The 13869-nt window shown below is 56.9% G+C and carries 16 protein-coding genes; 13 read left to right on the forward strand and 3 right to left on the reverse strand.

Features of this window, described 5'->3' with window-relative positions:
• Positions 1-37 precede the first annotated feature (37 nt).
• A complete protein-coding gene (locus OHL22_RS00995; RefSeq protein ID WP_263332286.1) occupies positions 38-433 on the reverse strand; it encodes an STAS domain-containing protein in 396 nt (131 codons plus the stop codon).
• Between the two features lie 507 nt (positions 434-940).
• Here OHL22_RS00995 and pdxT point away from each other — a divergent pair.
• Positions 941-1549, forward strand: coding sequence for a pyridoxal 5'-phosphate synthase glutaminase subunit PdxT (gene pdxT / locus OHL22_RS01000; protein ID WP_263332289.1), 609 nt, complete (start codon positions 941-943; stop codon positions 1547-1549).
• A 151-nt stretch (positions 1550-1700) separates the two neighbouring features.
• Positions 1701-2465: a cytochrome c oxidase subunit 3 gene (locus tag OHL22_RS01005; RefSeq protein ID WP_263332291.1), complete on the forward strand. Its 765-nt coding sequence runs from the start codon at positions 1701-1703 to the stop codon at positions 2463-2465.
• Between the two features lie 19 nt (positions 2466-2484).
• Here OHL22_RS01005 and OHL22_RS01010 read toward each other — a convergent pair whose 3' ends face one another.
• Positions 2485-3402: a metallophosphoesterase family protein gene (locus tag OHL22_RS01010; protein ID WP_263332293.1), complete on the reverse strand. Its 918-nt coding sequence runs from the start codon at positions 3400-3402 to the stop codon at positions 2485-2487.
• A gap of 161 nt (positions 3403-3563) precedes the next feature.
• Positions 3564-3908: a hypothetical protein gene (locus OHL22_RS01015; RefSeq protein ID WP_263332296.1), complete on the reverse strand. Its 345-nt coding sequence runs from the start codon at positions 3906-3908 to the stop codon at positions 3564-3566.
• A gap of 351 nt (positions 3909-4259) precedes the next feature.
• On the opposite strand from OHL22_RS01015, the gene OHL22_RS01020 reads away from it, so the two are divergent.
• From OHL22_RS01020 to nuoK, 11 genes are all read left to right on the forward strand, one after another.
• Positions 4260-4679: an NADH-quinone oxidoreductase subunit A gene (locus OHL22_RS01020; protein WP_263332299.1), complete on the forward strand. Its 420-nt coding sequence runs from the start codon at positions 4260-4262 to the stop codon at positions 4677-4679.
• Positions 4679-5179 carry an NADH-quinone oxidoreductase subunit C gene (locus tag OHL22_RS01025; protein WP_263332301.1) on the forward strand — a complete coding sequence of 167 codons (501 nt, stop codon included), beginning with the start codon at positions 4679-4681 and terminating at the stop codon, positions 5177-5179. Before OHL22_RS01020 ends, OHL22_RS01025 begins: the two co-directional genes overlap by 1 nt.
• 346 nt (positions 5180-5525) lie before the next feature.
• Positions 5526-6680, forward strand: a complete 1155-nt coding sequence (nuoD, locus tag OHL22_RS01030; protein ID WP_263333286.1) for an NADH dehydrogenase (quinone) subunit D — start codon at positions 5526-5528, stop codon at positions 6678-6680.
• Positions 6677-7126: a hypothetical protein gene (locus tag OHL22_RS01035; RefSeq protein ID WP_263332302.1), complete on the forward strand. Its 450-nt coding sequence runs from the start codon at positions 6677-6679 to the stop codon at positions 7124-7126. The genes nuoD and OHL22_RS01035 overlap by 4 nt, the downstream gene beginning before the upstream one ends.
• Positions 7113-7532, forward strand: coding sequence for a hypothetical protein (locus OHL22_RS01040; RefSeq protein WP_263332304.1), 420 nt, complete (start codon positions 7113-7115; stop codon positions 7530-7532). The genes OHL22_RS01035 and OHL22_RS01040 overlap by 14 nt, the downstream gene beginning before the upstream one ends.
• Positions 7529-8062: an NADH-quinone oxidoreductase subunit NuoE family protein gene (locus OHL22_RS01045; protein WP_263332306.1), complete on the forward strand. Its 534-nt coding sequence runs from the start codon at positions 7529-7531 to the stop codon at positions 8060-8062. Before OHL22_RS01040 ends, OHL22_RS01045 begins: the two co-directional genes overlap by 4 nt.
• Positions 8055-9365 carry an NADH-quinone oxidoreductase subunit NuoF gene (nuoF, locus tag OHL22_RS01050; RefSeq protein WP_263332308.1) on the forward strand — a complete coding sequence of 437 codons (1311 nt, stop codon included), beginning with the start codon at positions 8055-8057 and terminating at the stop codon, positions 9363-9365. The genes OHL22_RS01045 and nuoF overlap by 8 nt, the downstream gene beginning before the upstream one ends.
• An 18-nt stretch (positions 9366-9383) precedes the next feature.
• The gene (nuoG, locus tag OHL22_RS01055) at positions 9384-11837 is read left to right on the forward strand and encodes an NADH-quinone oxidoreductase subunit NuoG (RefSeq protein ID WP_263332310.1); all 2454 of its coding nucleotides are present in this window, start codon (positions 9384-9386) and stop codon (positions 11835-11837) included.
• Between the two features lie 20 nt (positions 11838-11857).
• On the forward strand, positions 11858-12916 hold the full coding sequence (gene nuoH, locus OHL22_RS01060) for an NADH-quinone oxidoreductase subunit NuoH (RefSeq protein WP_263332312.1): 1059 nt from the start codon (positions 11858-11860) through the stop codon (positions 12914-12916).
• A 150-nt stretch (positions 12917-13066) separates the two neighbouring features.
• Positions 13067-13567 carry an NADH-quinone oxidoreductase subunit J family protein gene (locus OHL22_RS01065; protein ID WP_263332314.1) on the forward strand — a complete coding sequence of 167 codons (501 nt, stop codon included), beginning with the start codon at positions 13067-13069 and terminating at the stop codon, positions 13565-13567.
• Positions 13564-13866: an NADH-quinone oxidoreductase subunit NuoK gene (nuoK, locus tag OHL22_RS01070; protein ID WP_263332316.1), complete on the forward strand. Its 303-nt coding sequence runs from the start codon at positions 13564-13566 to the stop codon at positions 13864-13866. Before OHL22_RS01065 ends, nuoK begins: the two co-directional genes overlap by 4 nt.
• Positions 13867-13869 lie beyond the last annotated feature (3 nt).

A 13869-nucleotide genomic window follows, 5' to 3' on the forward strand; every position in this document is an offset into this window, starting at 1 on the left:
GATGCAGCCGCCACAGCCTTGCCACACAGCACCGAATTCATGCTCTGTCCACGTCCTCCACCGTGGCAGCAAGCGGAACGATCGCATCCATCTTGGTCAATCGGAATAGCTCAAGAACCTTCTCGTTCAATCCTGCAGCCACAAACCGCACACCTTTGCCCTTACAGTGCGCGTAATGCCGGACGATCATGCCAAGACCGCTGGAGTCCACGTAGAGCACATCCGTCAGGTCGAGAATGTTCAGCATCGGCGGCCGCTCGTCCTGAGTCGATTGAAAGGTCAGCATGTCATGCAAAGCCGCCGGAGGCAGAGACTCGTACATATCCCGAGCCGTAAAAGGTCCGCTGAAGTGGAAAATCACAGTATCCGGCCTCTTCCCCGGCCGGCGTTGCACTGTAAAAGGCGCACGTTTCCCTGTCTGTACTAAGGTCATTGGCGAATATCCCTGTGTTTGAAATTAGATCTTCTCGAATGCAGGTAGAGTCCCCGGCGCGCGGCATGGATTGCACACGCGAACTCTAACGGCAAAGTCTCAATACTTCTGGAGCAAGGTCGCCAGTGTATCAGGCTTGCTCCAGGCGTGTAACACCGCCCGGAATTGCGTATGCCCGCACCTATGCCCGATTCATATCTCGGCTTTGCATGGAATTACTCAGAAAAATTGCAGTATAGAGGCGGACAGCATTAGCTCTGAGCCTCAAAAGCCAGGATGCGCGCAGTAGCTTAAATGCACCTCAAAAACCGCGCAAAACGCGCCATCGCGGGACGCGAAGATTAATTTCATCTATCTGATTCTAAATGACTTATGAAGAACAATAGAGGAGAAAACAAGTACCCCCTCCCCTATTCGGGCGACTCAGCCCTGAATCCTGACGCGTGCCTGGCACTCTAGAATAAAGAAGAGACACTGGTTATCGCTACCCTCCAACAGGAAGCCCATTTGACCGATCTTAGCTCCCCACGCATCGGCGTCCTCGCCCTCCAGGGCGATTACGAACGCCACGCCACAGCCCTAGAAGAGGCCGGCGCCCATCCCTCCCTGGTGAAAACCGCCGAAGCTCTCACGGATCTCGATGGTCTGATCCTCCCGGGTGGCGAATCCACCACTATGCTCAAATTCCTCGATCGCAATAGCCTGTTCGACGCGCTCCAGGGCTTCACCCGTCACAAGCCCGTCTTCGGCACCTGCGCCGGAGCCATCCTCCTCGCCCGCCAGGTCAGCCACCCCGCACAGCGCAGCCTGGGCATCCTCGACATCGCCGTCGAGCGCAACGCCTATGGCGACCAGCGCGACTCCGCCATCCTTACCCTCGATGCAGAAATACCTCCAGCGACAGGCCCGGAGCCGGTCGAATGCGTCTTCATCCGCGCCCCCCGCATCGCGTCCGTCGGCTCGGACGTCAAAGTGCTGGCCAGTCGCGACGGCTTCCCGGTCCTCATTGAACAAGGTCATACAATGGCCGCCACCTTTCACCCCGAGCTGTCCGCTGACAGGCGCATCCACAACCGTTTTGTTTCTTTGGTTAAGTCTGCAAAAATATCGCAATAAAGTTGATTCGCTGTCGCTGTTTCTTTCGTCTCATAAACAGGAAGCTTCCTTGCTGTAGATGCATGTCGTAAAAACAACCTCACCGATATCCGGTGCATCCTTCCCAATGTCGGTGTAAGCTTTCTGGCATTAATCCTCCCCGAGGCTGGCCATGCCCACCACATTCACCCGCTATCCGGTCGAAACCGAACGAAAAGATCCCGGCATTGGCGGTAAGCCACCAGTCGATCGACGTCCCACAGGAGGCGGGGGCAGTGGTGACGACGATGAGTGGAAACGCCTGGGCCGCAGCGGCCCCGGCGAGCGACTAAAGCGGGTGCGGTTCGCCACCTTCTTCATCCTCAGCGGAGACATGGTCTTCTTCCTCGGCCTCGCCGTCCTGTTCTTCGCTCATCAGGGCACCGGCCATATCGACGTCCGCACCCAGGAATTCATCGGCGACTGGCACCCGGTTCAGCTTCCGCCCATCCTTTTCCTCAACACCGCCGTCCTCGTTTTGAGCAGCCTCACCATCGAAATCGCCCGCCGCAATATCTTTCGCGAACTCGATGTCGTTGAAGAATGGCTGGGCCTGGGACGCCCCGCGCTCCGGCGTGCGCTTCCCTGGCTGGCCGTAACCCTCGTGCTTGGCCTGCTTTTCGTCGCCGGACAATGGACTGCGTGGAAACAACTGACGGCTCAGGGCTTCGCCTTCGACCATTGGGCTACGCCCGCCGTCTATTTCTTCTACCTGATCACCGGCGTACACGTTGTCCATCTCGTGTTCGGCATCCTCGCGCTCACGTCGGCGCTCGGTGGACTTGCCTTACTGCGGAAAGTCGAAACCCGCCAGATTGCCATCGACTGCCTCAGTTGGTACTGGCATGCCATGGGCATCGCCTGGATCGGACTCTTCGCTCTCCTGGCCATGGGCTAGATCAAACAGCAAGCACCAGCTACGGCTTGACCGCTTCGATGGCGAAGCTGTCTTTCTTTTCCACGCTGAGCGGGGTGGCGTCCGGATCAGTCACCTTCCACATCTCCGCATGCAGTGCGTGATTCTCGACCTCAACTGTCACATAGTTAAAGACCGGAAATCCGGGATCACGGTACAAGTCATGCTCTCCCCGGTACAGCAGCGGATACGGCTGCGCACCCCCACCGCCTGTAACGACATACTCTACGCCATGCCGTTCAAATCGCTCGTAGTTATGAATATGACCGCTGAACATCACCACCTTGGCGTGCAGCTTCGGCACATAGCTTTCCAACAAGGTGCGCAAAGCCAGTCCATCCTTGGTCGGCAGCCCGGCAATCATCTGTGATTGCGTATCCGCCACCCATGGCGTGTGGTACAGGATGAACAGAAACTGCACCGAGGCCGGAATATGCGCAAGTTGCGCTGCAAACCACCGGTACTGCTCCGACCGCGGACTCCCTGGAAGGATCATGTCCAGCCCGATCACCTCCACCGGTCCCAGCACAGCCGAATAAAACCGATGCCCCTGAATCTGCGGAAAATTGGCCAGATAGTTGGCCGCGCCTTTGACCGGATCACCTTTGATTTCGTGGTTCCCTATCGTCGGAAAAACGGGAAATCCAGCCGCTGTCCAGGAAGCCGTTTCCTTGCGGTACTCCGCCCAGTCCTCGTTACGCGAACCGACAAACGGCATGTCTCCTGTCAGCAAGAGCGCCTGAGGTTTCTCTTCACCAATTCGGGCCGCCAGCCAGCTCCGCACTTTTGGATTCGTACCGCTGGTTATGTTGGGATCGGTAAACCGCATATCGCCATAGACAATCAACCGCAACGGCTTGTCGGGCGCAAATTGTTTCAGCACAAAGGTCGGATTGGAATCGACGCGGGAGCGAATCACGTCTTTTGAGGCCTGCTGCGCGTGAGCGATACGGCAGACCCCATGACCCAATACGAAGCAAAAGAGCAGCCAGGCAGTGCTCAGCTTTCCTTGACTGAGTTTCGAGAGCCTAAATCGTGAAAATATGCACGCAACTGCGTCTGGCGTCATTTACGCCAAGACTACCATCTTGTCCGCTGCTTTACCGGCAACAAGGCAGGGCGCATCGTGTGTCGCGGCGCGCTCAATCGGCTGATCCAGCCCTGTATCCGTTCTTCAAGTGTTATCTCTATTGGGCAGCTAAAATACACTTCGCGATTGAGCATCTTCAAAAGATCAATCGCGGCGACATGGGAATGCAAAGCGTTTTTCCCGGTCTTGCCGGCCATGCACTCCAATGCAAATTCGTCTGAAAGATACCCGATCGCGTGTCCCAGAATTTCCAGACCACGCCCCGCCTCACGGGATACCTTCCGGCTCCGCCCACGCCCCTCATCAATTTCAGCGATACCTGTGATCGGCAACATTCGTCTTCACCTCTGCCTGTCCATCGGCAACCGCCTCAATACCTTCAGATGACAAAGGTACCGGGCAGGTGTCATCAAATTCTCTTTATCTCTATGCACGCGAACAGGACGTCTACACCTCAACGATCCTGCTCCTTGCAGTGTGAATTCTCTGTGACGAACATCACGCTGATACATACCTCGTAACGGGTGGAGAGGAAACTTTCGTGGCATCCGCGTTACCACCCCTGCTTGACGAGGCGAGCCAGGCTCCCTAAGCTCAAGCTAGCGACCGGTTTTCTCCCGCATCATCTGTCCGCGTCTCCACATCGTAAAAACGTGCGATGGTGCAGTTAACCGGCGAGGAAGCTCATGAACTCTCAATCGTCACAGATTCAATACATCTGGCAGTATTTGCCGCTGCTGCTGCAGGTCCTGGCCGCCTTCGGCCTCGGAATCGGCATGGTCGTGGCCTCGTGGTTCATAGGCCGTCACCGCAACACCAAGACCAAGCTTGAGGTCTACGAGTGCGGCATCGAGGCGGTAGGCGACGCCCGCGGGCGCTTCAGCGTGCGCTTCTACATGGTCGCCATGCTCTTCATCCTGTTCGATGTGGAAGTTGTCTTCATGATGCCCTGGGCAGTCATCTACCGCCAGTTGCCCAAAATCACCGGCTCGCAGTGGTTTGGCTTTTGGGAGATGATCGTCTATCTCGGCTTCATTGCCGTCGCCCTCTTCTACATCGTGAAGAAGGGCATCCTCGACTGGTCCACCGACAAGGGAGATCTCTGATGAGCGGCTCCGCTACTTTAGCCGATAAGGAATCCGTCCTCCGCGAAATGCCGTCTCATCCCGCTGTCGCGGCCATCACAGCAGTGCTTCCCGAAGCACTTGCTGATGCCAAATGGGACCGCAGCGAAATGACCCTGACGATTGCGCCCGAGCACATTGTGCGCGCAGGGCAGATCGTGCAGCAGGCCGGATACAACTTCCTCGAAGACGTGACCGCGGTCGATTGGTTCCCTTCCGAGCCGCGCTTCCAGGTCAGCTACCACATTGTTTCGCACAAGCTCAAAGAACGTATCCGCCTGCGTGTTCTTCTTGAAGAAGAGATGCCGGTTGTCGACACCATCACCGGTGTATGGCCCTCTGCCGACTACTACGAACGTGAAGTCTTCGATCTCTTCGGCATTCGCTTTGGCGGCCATCCCAACATGCGTCGCATCATGATGCCCGATGACTGGGAAGGACATCCTCTGCGCAAGGATTATCCCGTCGAAGGTTATCGCTAGCGTTCGGAGCCGCCACGCAATCCCAGGGGCGCTGCGAAGCCAGCGCCTTTTCCATGCAGGCTGAATTGATCGGTATTTCACGAATCGCATTTACCAAAGTGGCCAGCGCCGCTTTCATGAAATTCAACTAAGGTTCCTCTACCGCAACGCGGTCCGAATTCCGGTGAAACGATGTATCCTGAAAAGTCATCGTAATCATTGTCGGAACTCTTTCAGGCGATCTTTTTACTTTCTAACTATCGGTAGTCAAAGCGGGAGACCAGCGTCCATGCCCCAAACAACCGAAACGTTGCCGGGACAGCCAATTCTGAGCGCACCCGTCGCCGAGGGCTCCAGTGACCAGACCATGGTCATCAACATGGGCCCCCAGCATCCCTCCACGCATGGCGTGTTGCGTCTCGTGTTGGAAATCGACGGCGAAATAGTCATCCGTCTCTATCCGGAAATCGGTTATCTGCACACCGGCATTGAGAAGACTTGCGAAGCCAAGTTTTACCAGCAAGTTGTACCCATGACCGACCGCATCGACTACCTCAGTCCGATGCACAACAACCTCTGCTACTGTCTCGCGGTCGAAAAGCTGCTTGAGTTGCCGATTCCCGAGAAAGCGCAGTGGATGCGCGTGCTGCTAAGCGAGTTGACTCGTCTGAACTCGCACCTGGTCTGGCTCGGCACGCACGCCATGGACATCGGCGCGCTGACAGTCTTTCTGTATACCTTCCGAGAGCGCGAAGATATTCTCCGCATCTTTGAGCATGTAGCAGGCCAGCGCATGATGACCAGCTACTTTCGCATCGGCGGCCTCTCAATGGAGGCTCCGCTCGATTTCTTCGATCGCGTGCGCAAGTTCATCAAAACCTTCCCCGAGAAGATCGACGAATACTCGAACCTGCTCACTGGCAACCCTATTTTTACAGGCCGCTTGCAGAACGTTGGTCACCTCTCAGCAGCCGATGCCATCGCGCTGGGCGTTACCGGACCTCCACTGCGCGCCTCCGGTGTCGATTTCGATCTACGCCGCGACATGCCTTATTCCGGTTACGAGAAGTTCCAGTTCGATGTGCCGGTCTCGCAGCGCTGCGATGTTTGGGGCCGCTATCTCGTTCGCCTCGAAGAAATGCGCCAGAGTGTTCGCATCATTAACCAGGCGCTGGACGGCATGCCCGAGGGTCCCATCAAGGCGGATGCGCCAAAGATCGTTCTTCCTGATCGCGAAAAGATGAAGACCCAGATGGAGTCGCTCATTCATCACTTCAAGATCGTTACCGAGGGCTTCACCGTTCCGGCTGGCGAAGTCTATCAGGGCATTGAATCCTCGCGTGGACAGATGGGTTATTACGTCGTTTCCGACGGTACCCCGAAGCCCTACCGCGTTCACATGCGCAACCCAAGTTTTGCATCGCTGCAGGCGCTTGAAACCATGTGCAAAGGCCGCCTGCTTGCGGATGTAGTGGCAGTCATCGGATCGATCGATGTTGTTCTCGGCGAGATCGATCGATGACAGAATCGGCGCAACCTTTGTTTGACTGGACCAAACCGCTTCCCGCAGGCACGATCGAACAGGATCGCGGTGATTACTTGTACGAAATTCTCGAACAGAAGCGTGGATGGATATTTGATCGCTTAAGAGAAGTTGTCGAAAAGCAGGCAGATGACGCTAATGCAACCGTGGACAGATTTGCACTTGCGATTCGGCCTAGCACGAAAGACGGATTTAGGATTTTCTCCCCGGCAACGGGCGATTTGAAGCGCCAGATATGGTTTACGCTTCACGAAAGACACAAGATTCTCGCGAGCAGAAGGGATTCATTGTTGGGAGACTGCGGAGTGATCTCCTATGAACCTTCTCCTGAAGTGGAACTCGTATTGGTCGAAGAAAACTCCAACGTGAAACCTTTGACTGAAATCGCACAGGAACATCGTAGTTGGCTGCTTGCAGAAAACTAATAGTACGGTACTAGCCCTGAGGAACCAGACACTGAATACGCAGGCCATCATCGACCGCGTCTCCACGCACGCCGGACAGGCGAGTGAGCAACTATGGATCGAGTTCTGGACGTCCCTTGCTTCCCTGCTGCGCAGCTACACCGCTGCCCATGGACTGAACCGCAAAGAACAAGCAACTGTCGAACTCGGTGAAGACCGCATCACGGTGCGCATCAGCGATCGTTGGCTGAGTCTCGATCGGTTGAATGCAGATATCGTCTGGAACCGCGAAGATGGAAGCCGTGGACTCATGCGTTTTACCATAGAAGGTAGATTGCTCACCCACGTAGGCGACAAAGAGAACGAAGACCGCGAGGAAGAGATGGACCTGCAAGCCGAACTCTGGGCACGGGAGCTGATGCAATGAGCAGTGCTGAAACCATGTCGATCTTTTCGCCGGCACTCTCAGCCCGCTTCGACGCGCTCGTTTTGAAATACCCCGTCAAGCGCTCTGCGCTCATTCCCATGATGCTTTATGCGCAGGATGAGGTCGGCTATCTTTCAGACGCGGTCATCGAAGAGATTGCGCAACGCCTCGACCTCACCATGCTTGATGTTCGCAACGTCGCCAGCTACTACTCCATGCTGCGCTTCAAGCCCGTCGGCAAATACAACGTGCAGGTCTGCACCAACATCAGCTGCATGCTGCGCGGCGCGTACGACATCTTCGAGCACCTCGAAGAAAAACTTGGCATCGGCCACAAGGGCATTACCGCTGACGGCGTTTTCTCGCTTGAAGAAGTGGAGTGCATCGGTGTCTGCTGCTGGGCTCCTGCCATTCAGGTAAACTACGACTTCCACGACGACCTCACCAACGACAAAGTTGATGAAGTGATCGCAGCGTATCGCGCCAAAGCAGGTCGCGCAGACGCCAAGGGAGAATCAGCGAATGCCTAAGCTCACCTCCCATCCCGATGAAGTCAAGATCATCTCCAAGCGTTTCGGCATGGGCGCAGCCAATATCGACCGCTATATCGAACTCGGCGGCTATGAAGCCACGCGCAAGTGTCTTGCTGAAGGCTCTGAATGGATCATCAATGAGATGAAGGCATCCGGCCTTCGCGGGCGCGGCGGCGCAGGTTTCCCAACTGGTCTCAAGTGGTCCTTCGTTCCCAAACAGTCGGCCAAGCCCAAGTATGTTCTCGTCAACGGCGATGAATCGGAGCCCGGAACCTGCAAGGATCACCTGATCTTCCTGCACGATCCGCATGCGATCATCGAGGGCACCATCATCGCTGGTCTCGCCATCGGCGCAAAGATGGGCTTTATCTACCTGCGCGGCGAGTATCGCTATCTCATCGAGATCATGGAGAAGGCCGTTGCCGACGCCTATGCAAAAGGCTTCCTCGGCAAGAACATCTTCGGCACCGAGACCGAATTTCAGGCAGTAGTGCAAACTGGCGCCGGAGCCTACGAAGTCGGCGAAGAATCGGCTCTCATGGAATCGCTCGAAGGCAAGCGCGGTGTTCCCCGCATCAAGCCGCCCTTCCCTGCCGTTGTCGGACTTTACGGCGGCCCCACCGTCATCAACAACGCCGAGACGATCGCATCAGTCCCGCACATCATCACCATGGGCGGCGCGGCTTATGCAGCGGTTGGCAGTGAGCGCAATGGCGGCACGCGCCTCTTCGGCATCAGCGGTCACGTCGAACGCCCCGGCATCTATGAACTGCCGATGGGCTACAACCTCAAGAAGATGATTTATGAAGTTGCCGGCGGCGTTCGTGGCGGACGCAAGCTCAAGGCCGTCGTTCCCGGCGGATCGTCAACGCCTGTTCTGCTGCCCGAGGAGATCGAAACCCTCGGCATGGACTTCGATCAAGTCGGCAAAGCCGGTTCGATGCTTGGCTCTGGCGGCGTCGTCGTTATCGACGATCAAACATGTATCGTCGAATTCGCATTGCGCACCATCAGCTTCTATCAGCACGAGAGCTGTGGCTGGTGCATCCCATGTCGCGAAGGCACCGACTGGCTCAAGAAGTCGCTGACACGTTTTCACGCCGGCTTCGGCACAAAGAAAGATATCGACAACATTCAGTATCTCGCCGAGAACATGATGGGCCGCACCTTCTGCCCGCTCGGCGACGCAGCAGCAATGCCCACACTAGGTTTCGTCAAGAAGTTCCGCAAAGAGTTTGAAGATCACCTGGACGGGAAACCCTGTCCCTACGCCAAGCACGTTGAAGTCGCACTGGTGTAACGAGCAAACGAGAGAAGAATGCCTGACGTAACATTCACCGTCGACGGAAAGAAGCTCACCGCTCCCGCGGGCACGCTGCTCATCGAGGCCTGCCGCAAGGCCGGCATCGAGATCCCCGCCTTCTGTTACTACCCCGGTCTTTCGCTCCAGGCCGCGTGCCGCATGTGCGTCGTCCGCCAGGAGAAGGTGCCGAAACTCCAGACCGCCTGCACCACGACCGTCGCTGAAGGCCAGGTCTTTACCACCGAGTCTCCCGAGATCACGCAGGCCCGTAAAGCGACCATCGAATTGCTCCTCGGCAATCATCCGCTCGACTGCCCGGTATGCGACGCTGGCGGCGAGTGCGAATTGCAGGACATGACCTTCCGCTATGGTGCCGGTGAAAGCCTCTACACCGAGGCCAAGAATCATCGCGAAGAGCAGAAATGGTCTCCCGCTGTGTACTTTGACCGCCCGCGCTGCATCCTCTGCTACCGTTGCGTTCGCATGTGCGGCGAAGGCATGGATGTCTGGGCTCTCGGCATCGCTAACCGTGGCTCGTCGGCCATCATCGCGCCTAACGGCGGCGATCATCTCGACTGCGAACAGTGCGGCATGTGCATCGACGCCTGCCCAGTCGGCGCACTCACATCCGATACTTATCGTTACAAGACCCGCCCATGGGAGATGAATCACGTTTCCACCGTCTGCACGCATTGCGGCGACGGCTGCAAGGTCACTCTTGGCGTTCGCCAGGTAGATGACGGAGCCGAGATTGTCCGTGGTGACAACCGCGACAAATCCGGTATCAACGGCGACTTTCTCTGTGCCAAAGGCCGCTTCGGCTTCGATTTTGTCGATTCCAAAGACCGCCTTACCAAGCCGCTGGTCCGCAACGCCGCCGGCACTCTTGAGCCTGTCACCTGGGAACACGCCATCCGCGTTGTCTCCAACAAGCTCAAGGAGATTCGCGACAGCAAAACTGAAAATGGGGGCGGCAGCTCCATCGGCGTCATCGGTTCCAACACAGGGACCAACGAAGAAAACTACCTGCTGCAGAAGTTCGCGCGCACGGTCCTCGGCACCAACAACATCGATCACATCCGCACTACGGACTACGCTGCCTTCGTGCGCGCCATGGCTGGTCACGAGCATCGCGCCGCAAGTCTTCGTGACACTGAGACAGCCAAGGCGATCCTACTCATCGGCGGCAACCCCACTGAAGAACACCCGTTGCTGGCCTGGAACATCCGCACCAACTTCCGCCACAACACAGCGCGGCTCTACATCGCCACCGACAGTCCCATTAAGCTCGAACGCCAGGCGCGTCAGACATTGTCCCTTCCAGTAGAAGGATACGAATCCCTCACAGCATTCCTCTCTGGCGACGACTCTGCACTCGGCGAGATCGAAAATGCCAAAACCTTCCGCGAAGCTGTGAATGCCGAGGAATCGCTTCTCGTCATCTTCGGCCAGGAATTCCGCGGTGCGGCTATCGAATCCCTCGTCAAATGGGGACTCGCCAAAGAGAACGTCAAGTTCGCCTATCTCGGCGACTATGCCAACTCCCGCGGTGCGGCGGATATGGGTCTCAGTCCCGATCTGCTCCCTGGTTATATCCCAGTCACCACTCCCGGAGCCTTCGCGGAGGAGTACCCGAACCTTTCGACTCAGCCGGGCATGACTGCCCCCGAGATGCTTGATGCAGGATGTCGCGGCGAACTGGCGGCGCTTTATATTGTCGGCTCCGATCCTGTGACTGCTTATGGCACCGATCCGGCCGCTCTCAAGAGAGCTTTCGTCGTCGTTCAGGATATTTTCCTGACCGGTACGGCAGCGCTCGCTGATGTAGTTCTGCCCGCTGCAAGCCTCTACGAAAAGGCAGGCACGGTTACCAATACCTTTGGCGACATTCAGCTCGTCAAGAAAGCAGCCGACAAGGCTGGTGTCAAACCCGACTTCGAGATTCTGGTCCGCATCGCCGGAGGTATGGGCGCTGACGTCAAGAAGCTTGTTCCATTTGGCCGTGGCTCAATAACGGTTCCGGCCGTCACTGCTCCCGCACTCAGCGTCGACTTCGTTCCTACGCCAAGGCCGATTCCGTCACTGCGCGGAATCCACGGTGACCTTGGTCAGAGCCGCGGCGCACATTCGGGTGAAGCCGACCGTCACGCCGTATGGCTTGCCGCTCGCGGTCTCGAATTGCGCTTAAGCCCGTTTGATCCACTAGCGGCACTCGACGAAATCGAGCGCCTCGTTCCCAGCTACAAGCTCGACCGGCTCAATCTCTTCGCAGGTAACGATGTTCATTCCGAGCCCGGCTTCGTTCCCGTTGCCAGCCTTACCGCTCCTACGGCAGCCGAGCTCATTCTTCCCGCTCATGATGGCCTCTTTACCTCGGGCGTCCTGGGCGATCACACCAAAGCTCTGGTGGAACTGAACAGCTATCAGGAATCCATCTCGCAACCCGTAGCCGAAGCTGCCGCAGACTAAACCGCAGGAAAGGGTAAGCCTTGAGCATCTGGCTGTTTTTGTTATTCAGCATTTTGAAGGTCGCCGTCGTTACCGCCATCTTTCTCGGCGGGGTGGCCTATACGGTCCTGCTCGAGCGCAAGGTCGTCGGCCGTATCCAGAACCGCTGGGGCCCCAGCCGCGTCGGTCCCTTTGGCCTCTGGCAGCCCATGGTCGATGGCCTCAAGCTCTTCCTCAAAGAAGACTTCATCCCTGCCGGCGTCTACAGGCCGCTCTACCTCACCGCGCCGCTGATCGCCCTCGGCTGTTCGCTGCTTTCCATCGCCGTCGTGCCCTTTGGTTCGCAGGATATTACCGTTCACGGTGTCAAAGTCTTCGAGCTCGCCGACCTCAACATTGGACTGCTCGTTCTGCTCGGCGTCACCTCGATGAGCATCTACGGCATCGCTCTCGCAGGCTGGTCTTCGAACAACAAATACTCCCTGCTCGGTTCGCTTCGCTCTTCGGCGCAAATGATCAGCTACGAGCTCGCACTTGGTCTTTCGCTCGTCGGCGTCGTTCTTCGCACCGGCTCGTTCTCACTGGCAGACATCGTCAAAGCCCAGTCGGCACACGGCGCGTTGTCCTGGAACATTCTCGGCGGCGGTCAGATCATCGCGTTCCTCATCTACATCACCGCGGCCTATGCCGAAACCAACCGCGCTCCCTTCGATCTGCCTGAGGCGGAAACCGAACTCGTCGCCGGCTATCACACTGAGTACAGCTCCATGAAGTTCGCCATGTTTTTCATGGCCGAATACGGCAACATGATCACTGTAAGCTGCGTTGCCACGCTGCTCTTCTTTGGCGGATGGAACAGCCCCTTCGGTCATCTGTTTCCCGAGCCGCAGAACATTGTCATTCAGGCACTCCTTGCGCTCTTCTGGTTCATCATCAAGGTTTTCTTCTTCCTCTTTCTTTACATCTGGGTGCGCGGTACACTTCCGCGCTTCCGCTATGACCAACTCATGGGATTCGGCTGGCGTTATCTGCTGCCCATCGCCATGCTCAACATTGTCGGCACAAGCCTCGTTCTCTCGGCGCTCATGGCGAACTCGTAATTTACAATCGCCTTTGGCCCGGGCCTGAATTGGTTCGAAACCAGCAGCAATCGTCCTGAGTCAATCGGGGATCACGGCAACAAGAATTCCAAAATGCCGTGGCGAAACAGCAACGGACGCGCTTCTGCAACGTAGCACCCAAGAACGCCCATGCATCTGATTCTCTTCATTATTTTCGCGGGTTTCTGTCTGGCTGGAGCCATCAATCTCCTGCTGCAGACGCACCCCATCAACAGCGCGCTCTCGCTCATCGTCGTCATGAGCTCGCTCGCTGTTCTCTATCTGCTACTTGGCGCCGAGTTCCTCGCCATTGCCCAGATCATCGTCTACGCCGGCGCGGTCATGGTGCTCTTCACCTTCGTCGTCATGCTGCTCAACGTCGGCGAAGAAGAAAAGACTCATGGTAGCAAAGCCGCGAAGATCATTGGCTTCCCTGCTATTGTTGCTGCGTTCAGCGTTCTCACCACCGTGATCCTGGCCATCCAGAATAAGCTTGGCGGAGTCAAGCTCTCCGACGGTGTCACACCCATGACCGAACTCAGCACCGTCCTCTTCCGTGACATGTTGCTGCCCTTCGAGCTCACCAGCGTTCTCATCCTAGTCGCCATCCTCGGAGCAGTCGCCCTGGCGCGAAAGGAAGGCCATCGATGATTCCTGCCTCCTGGTACCTGATTCTCTCCGCCGTGCTCTTCAGCCTCGGCGTTATCGGTTTCCTCATCAAGCGCAGCCTCATTACAGTCTTTATGTCGATTGAGCTGATGCTCAATGCCGTCAACTTGTCCTTCGTTACCTTTGCTCACCAGTGGCATTCGGTCAAGGGACAGATCTTCGTCTTCTTCGTCATGATGGTCGCCGCAGCGGAGGCCGCTGTCGGCCTCGCCATCATCATCGCTATCTTCCGCGCTCGCGCCACACTCAACGTCGACCAGGTCGACCTCATGAAGCTCTAGGAA

Origin of the sequence: Acidicapsa dinghuensis (assembly GCF_025685685.1) — a bacterium.
GTDB classification, from domain to species: Bacteria; Acidobacteriota; Terriglobia; order Terriglobales; family Acidobacteriaceae; genus Acidicapsa; species Acidicapsa dinghuensis.

Coding starts and splice junctions, on each gene's coding strand:
- OHL22_RS01045 (WP_263332306.1), top strand. CDS start 7,529: ATGAGCAGTGCTGAAACCATGTCGATCTTTTCGCCGGCACTCTCAGCC.
- OHL22_RS01020 (WP_263332299.1), top strand. CDS start 4,260: ATGAACTCTCAATCGTCACAGATTCAATACATCTGGCAGTATTTGCCG.
- OHL22_RS01035 (WP_263332302.1), top strand. CDS start 6,677: ATGACAGAATCGGCGCAACCTTTGTTTGACTGGACCAAACCGCTTCCC.
- OHL22_RS01015 (WP_263332296.1), bottom strand. CDS start 3,908: ATGTTGCCGATCACAGGTATCGCTGAAATTGATGAGGGGCGTGGGCGG.
- nuoF (WP_263332308.1), top strand. CDS start 8,055: ATGCCTAAGCTCACCTCCCATCCCGATGAAGTCAAGATCATCTCCAAG.
- OHL22_RS01025 (WP_263332301.1), top strand. CDS start 4,679: ATGAGCGGCTCCGCTACTTTAGCCGATAAGGAATCCGTCCTCCGCGAA.
- nuoD (WP_263333286.1), top strand. CDS start 5,526: ATGGTCATCAACATGGGCCCCCAGCATCCCTCCACGCATGGCGTGTTG.
- nuoG (WP_263332310.1), top strand. CDS start 9,384: ATGCCTGACGTAACATTCACCGTCGACGGAAAGAAGCTCACCGCTCCC.
- nuoK (WP_263332316.1), top strand. CDS start 13,564: ATGATTCCTGCCTCCTGGTACCTGATTCTCTCCGCCGTGCTCTTCAGC.
- OHL22_RS01065 (WP_263332314.1), top strand. CDS start 13,067: ATGCATCTGATTCTCTTCATTATTTTCGCGGGTTTCTGTCTGGCTGGA.
- OHL22_RS00995 (WP_263332286.1), bottom strand. CDS start 433: ATGACCTTAGTACAGACAGGGAAACGTGCGCCTTTTACAGTGCAACGC.
- OHL22_RS01005 (WP_263332291.1), top strand. CDS start 1,701: ATGCCCACCACATTCACCCGCTATCCGGTCGAAACCGAACGAAAAGAT.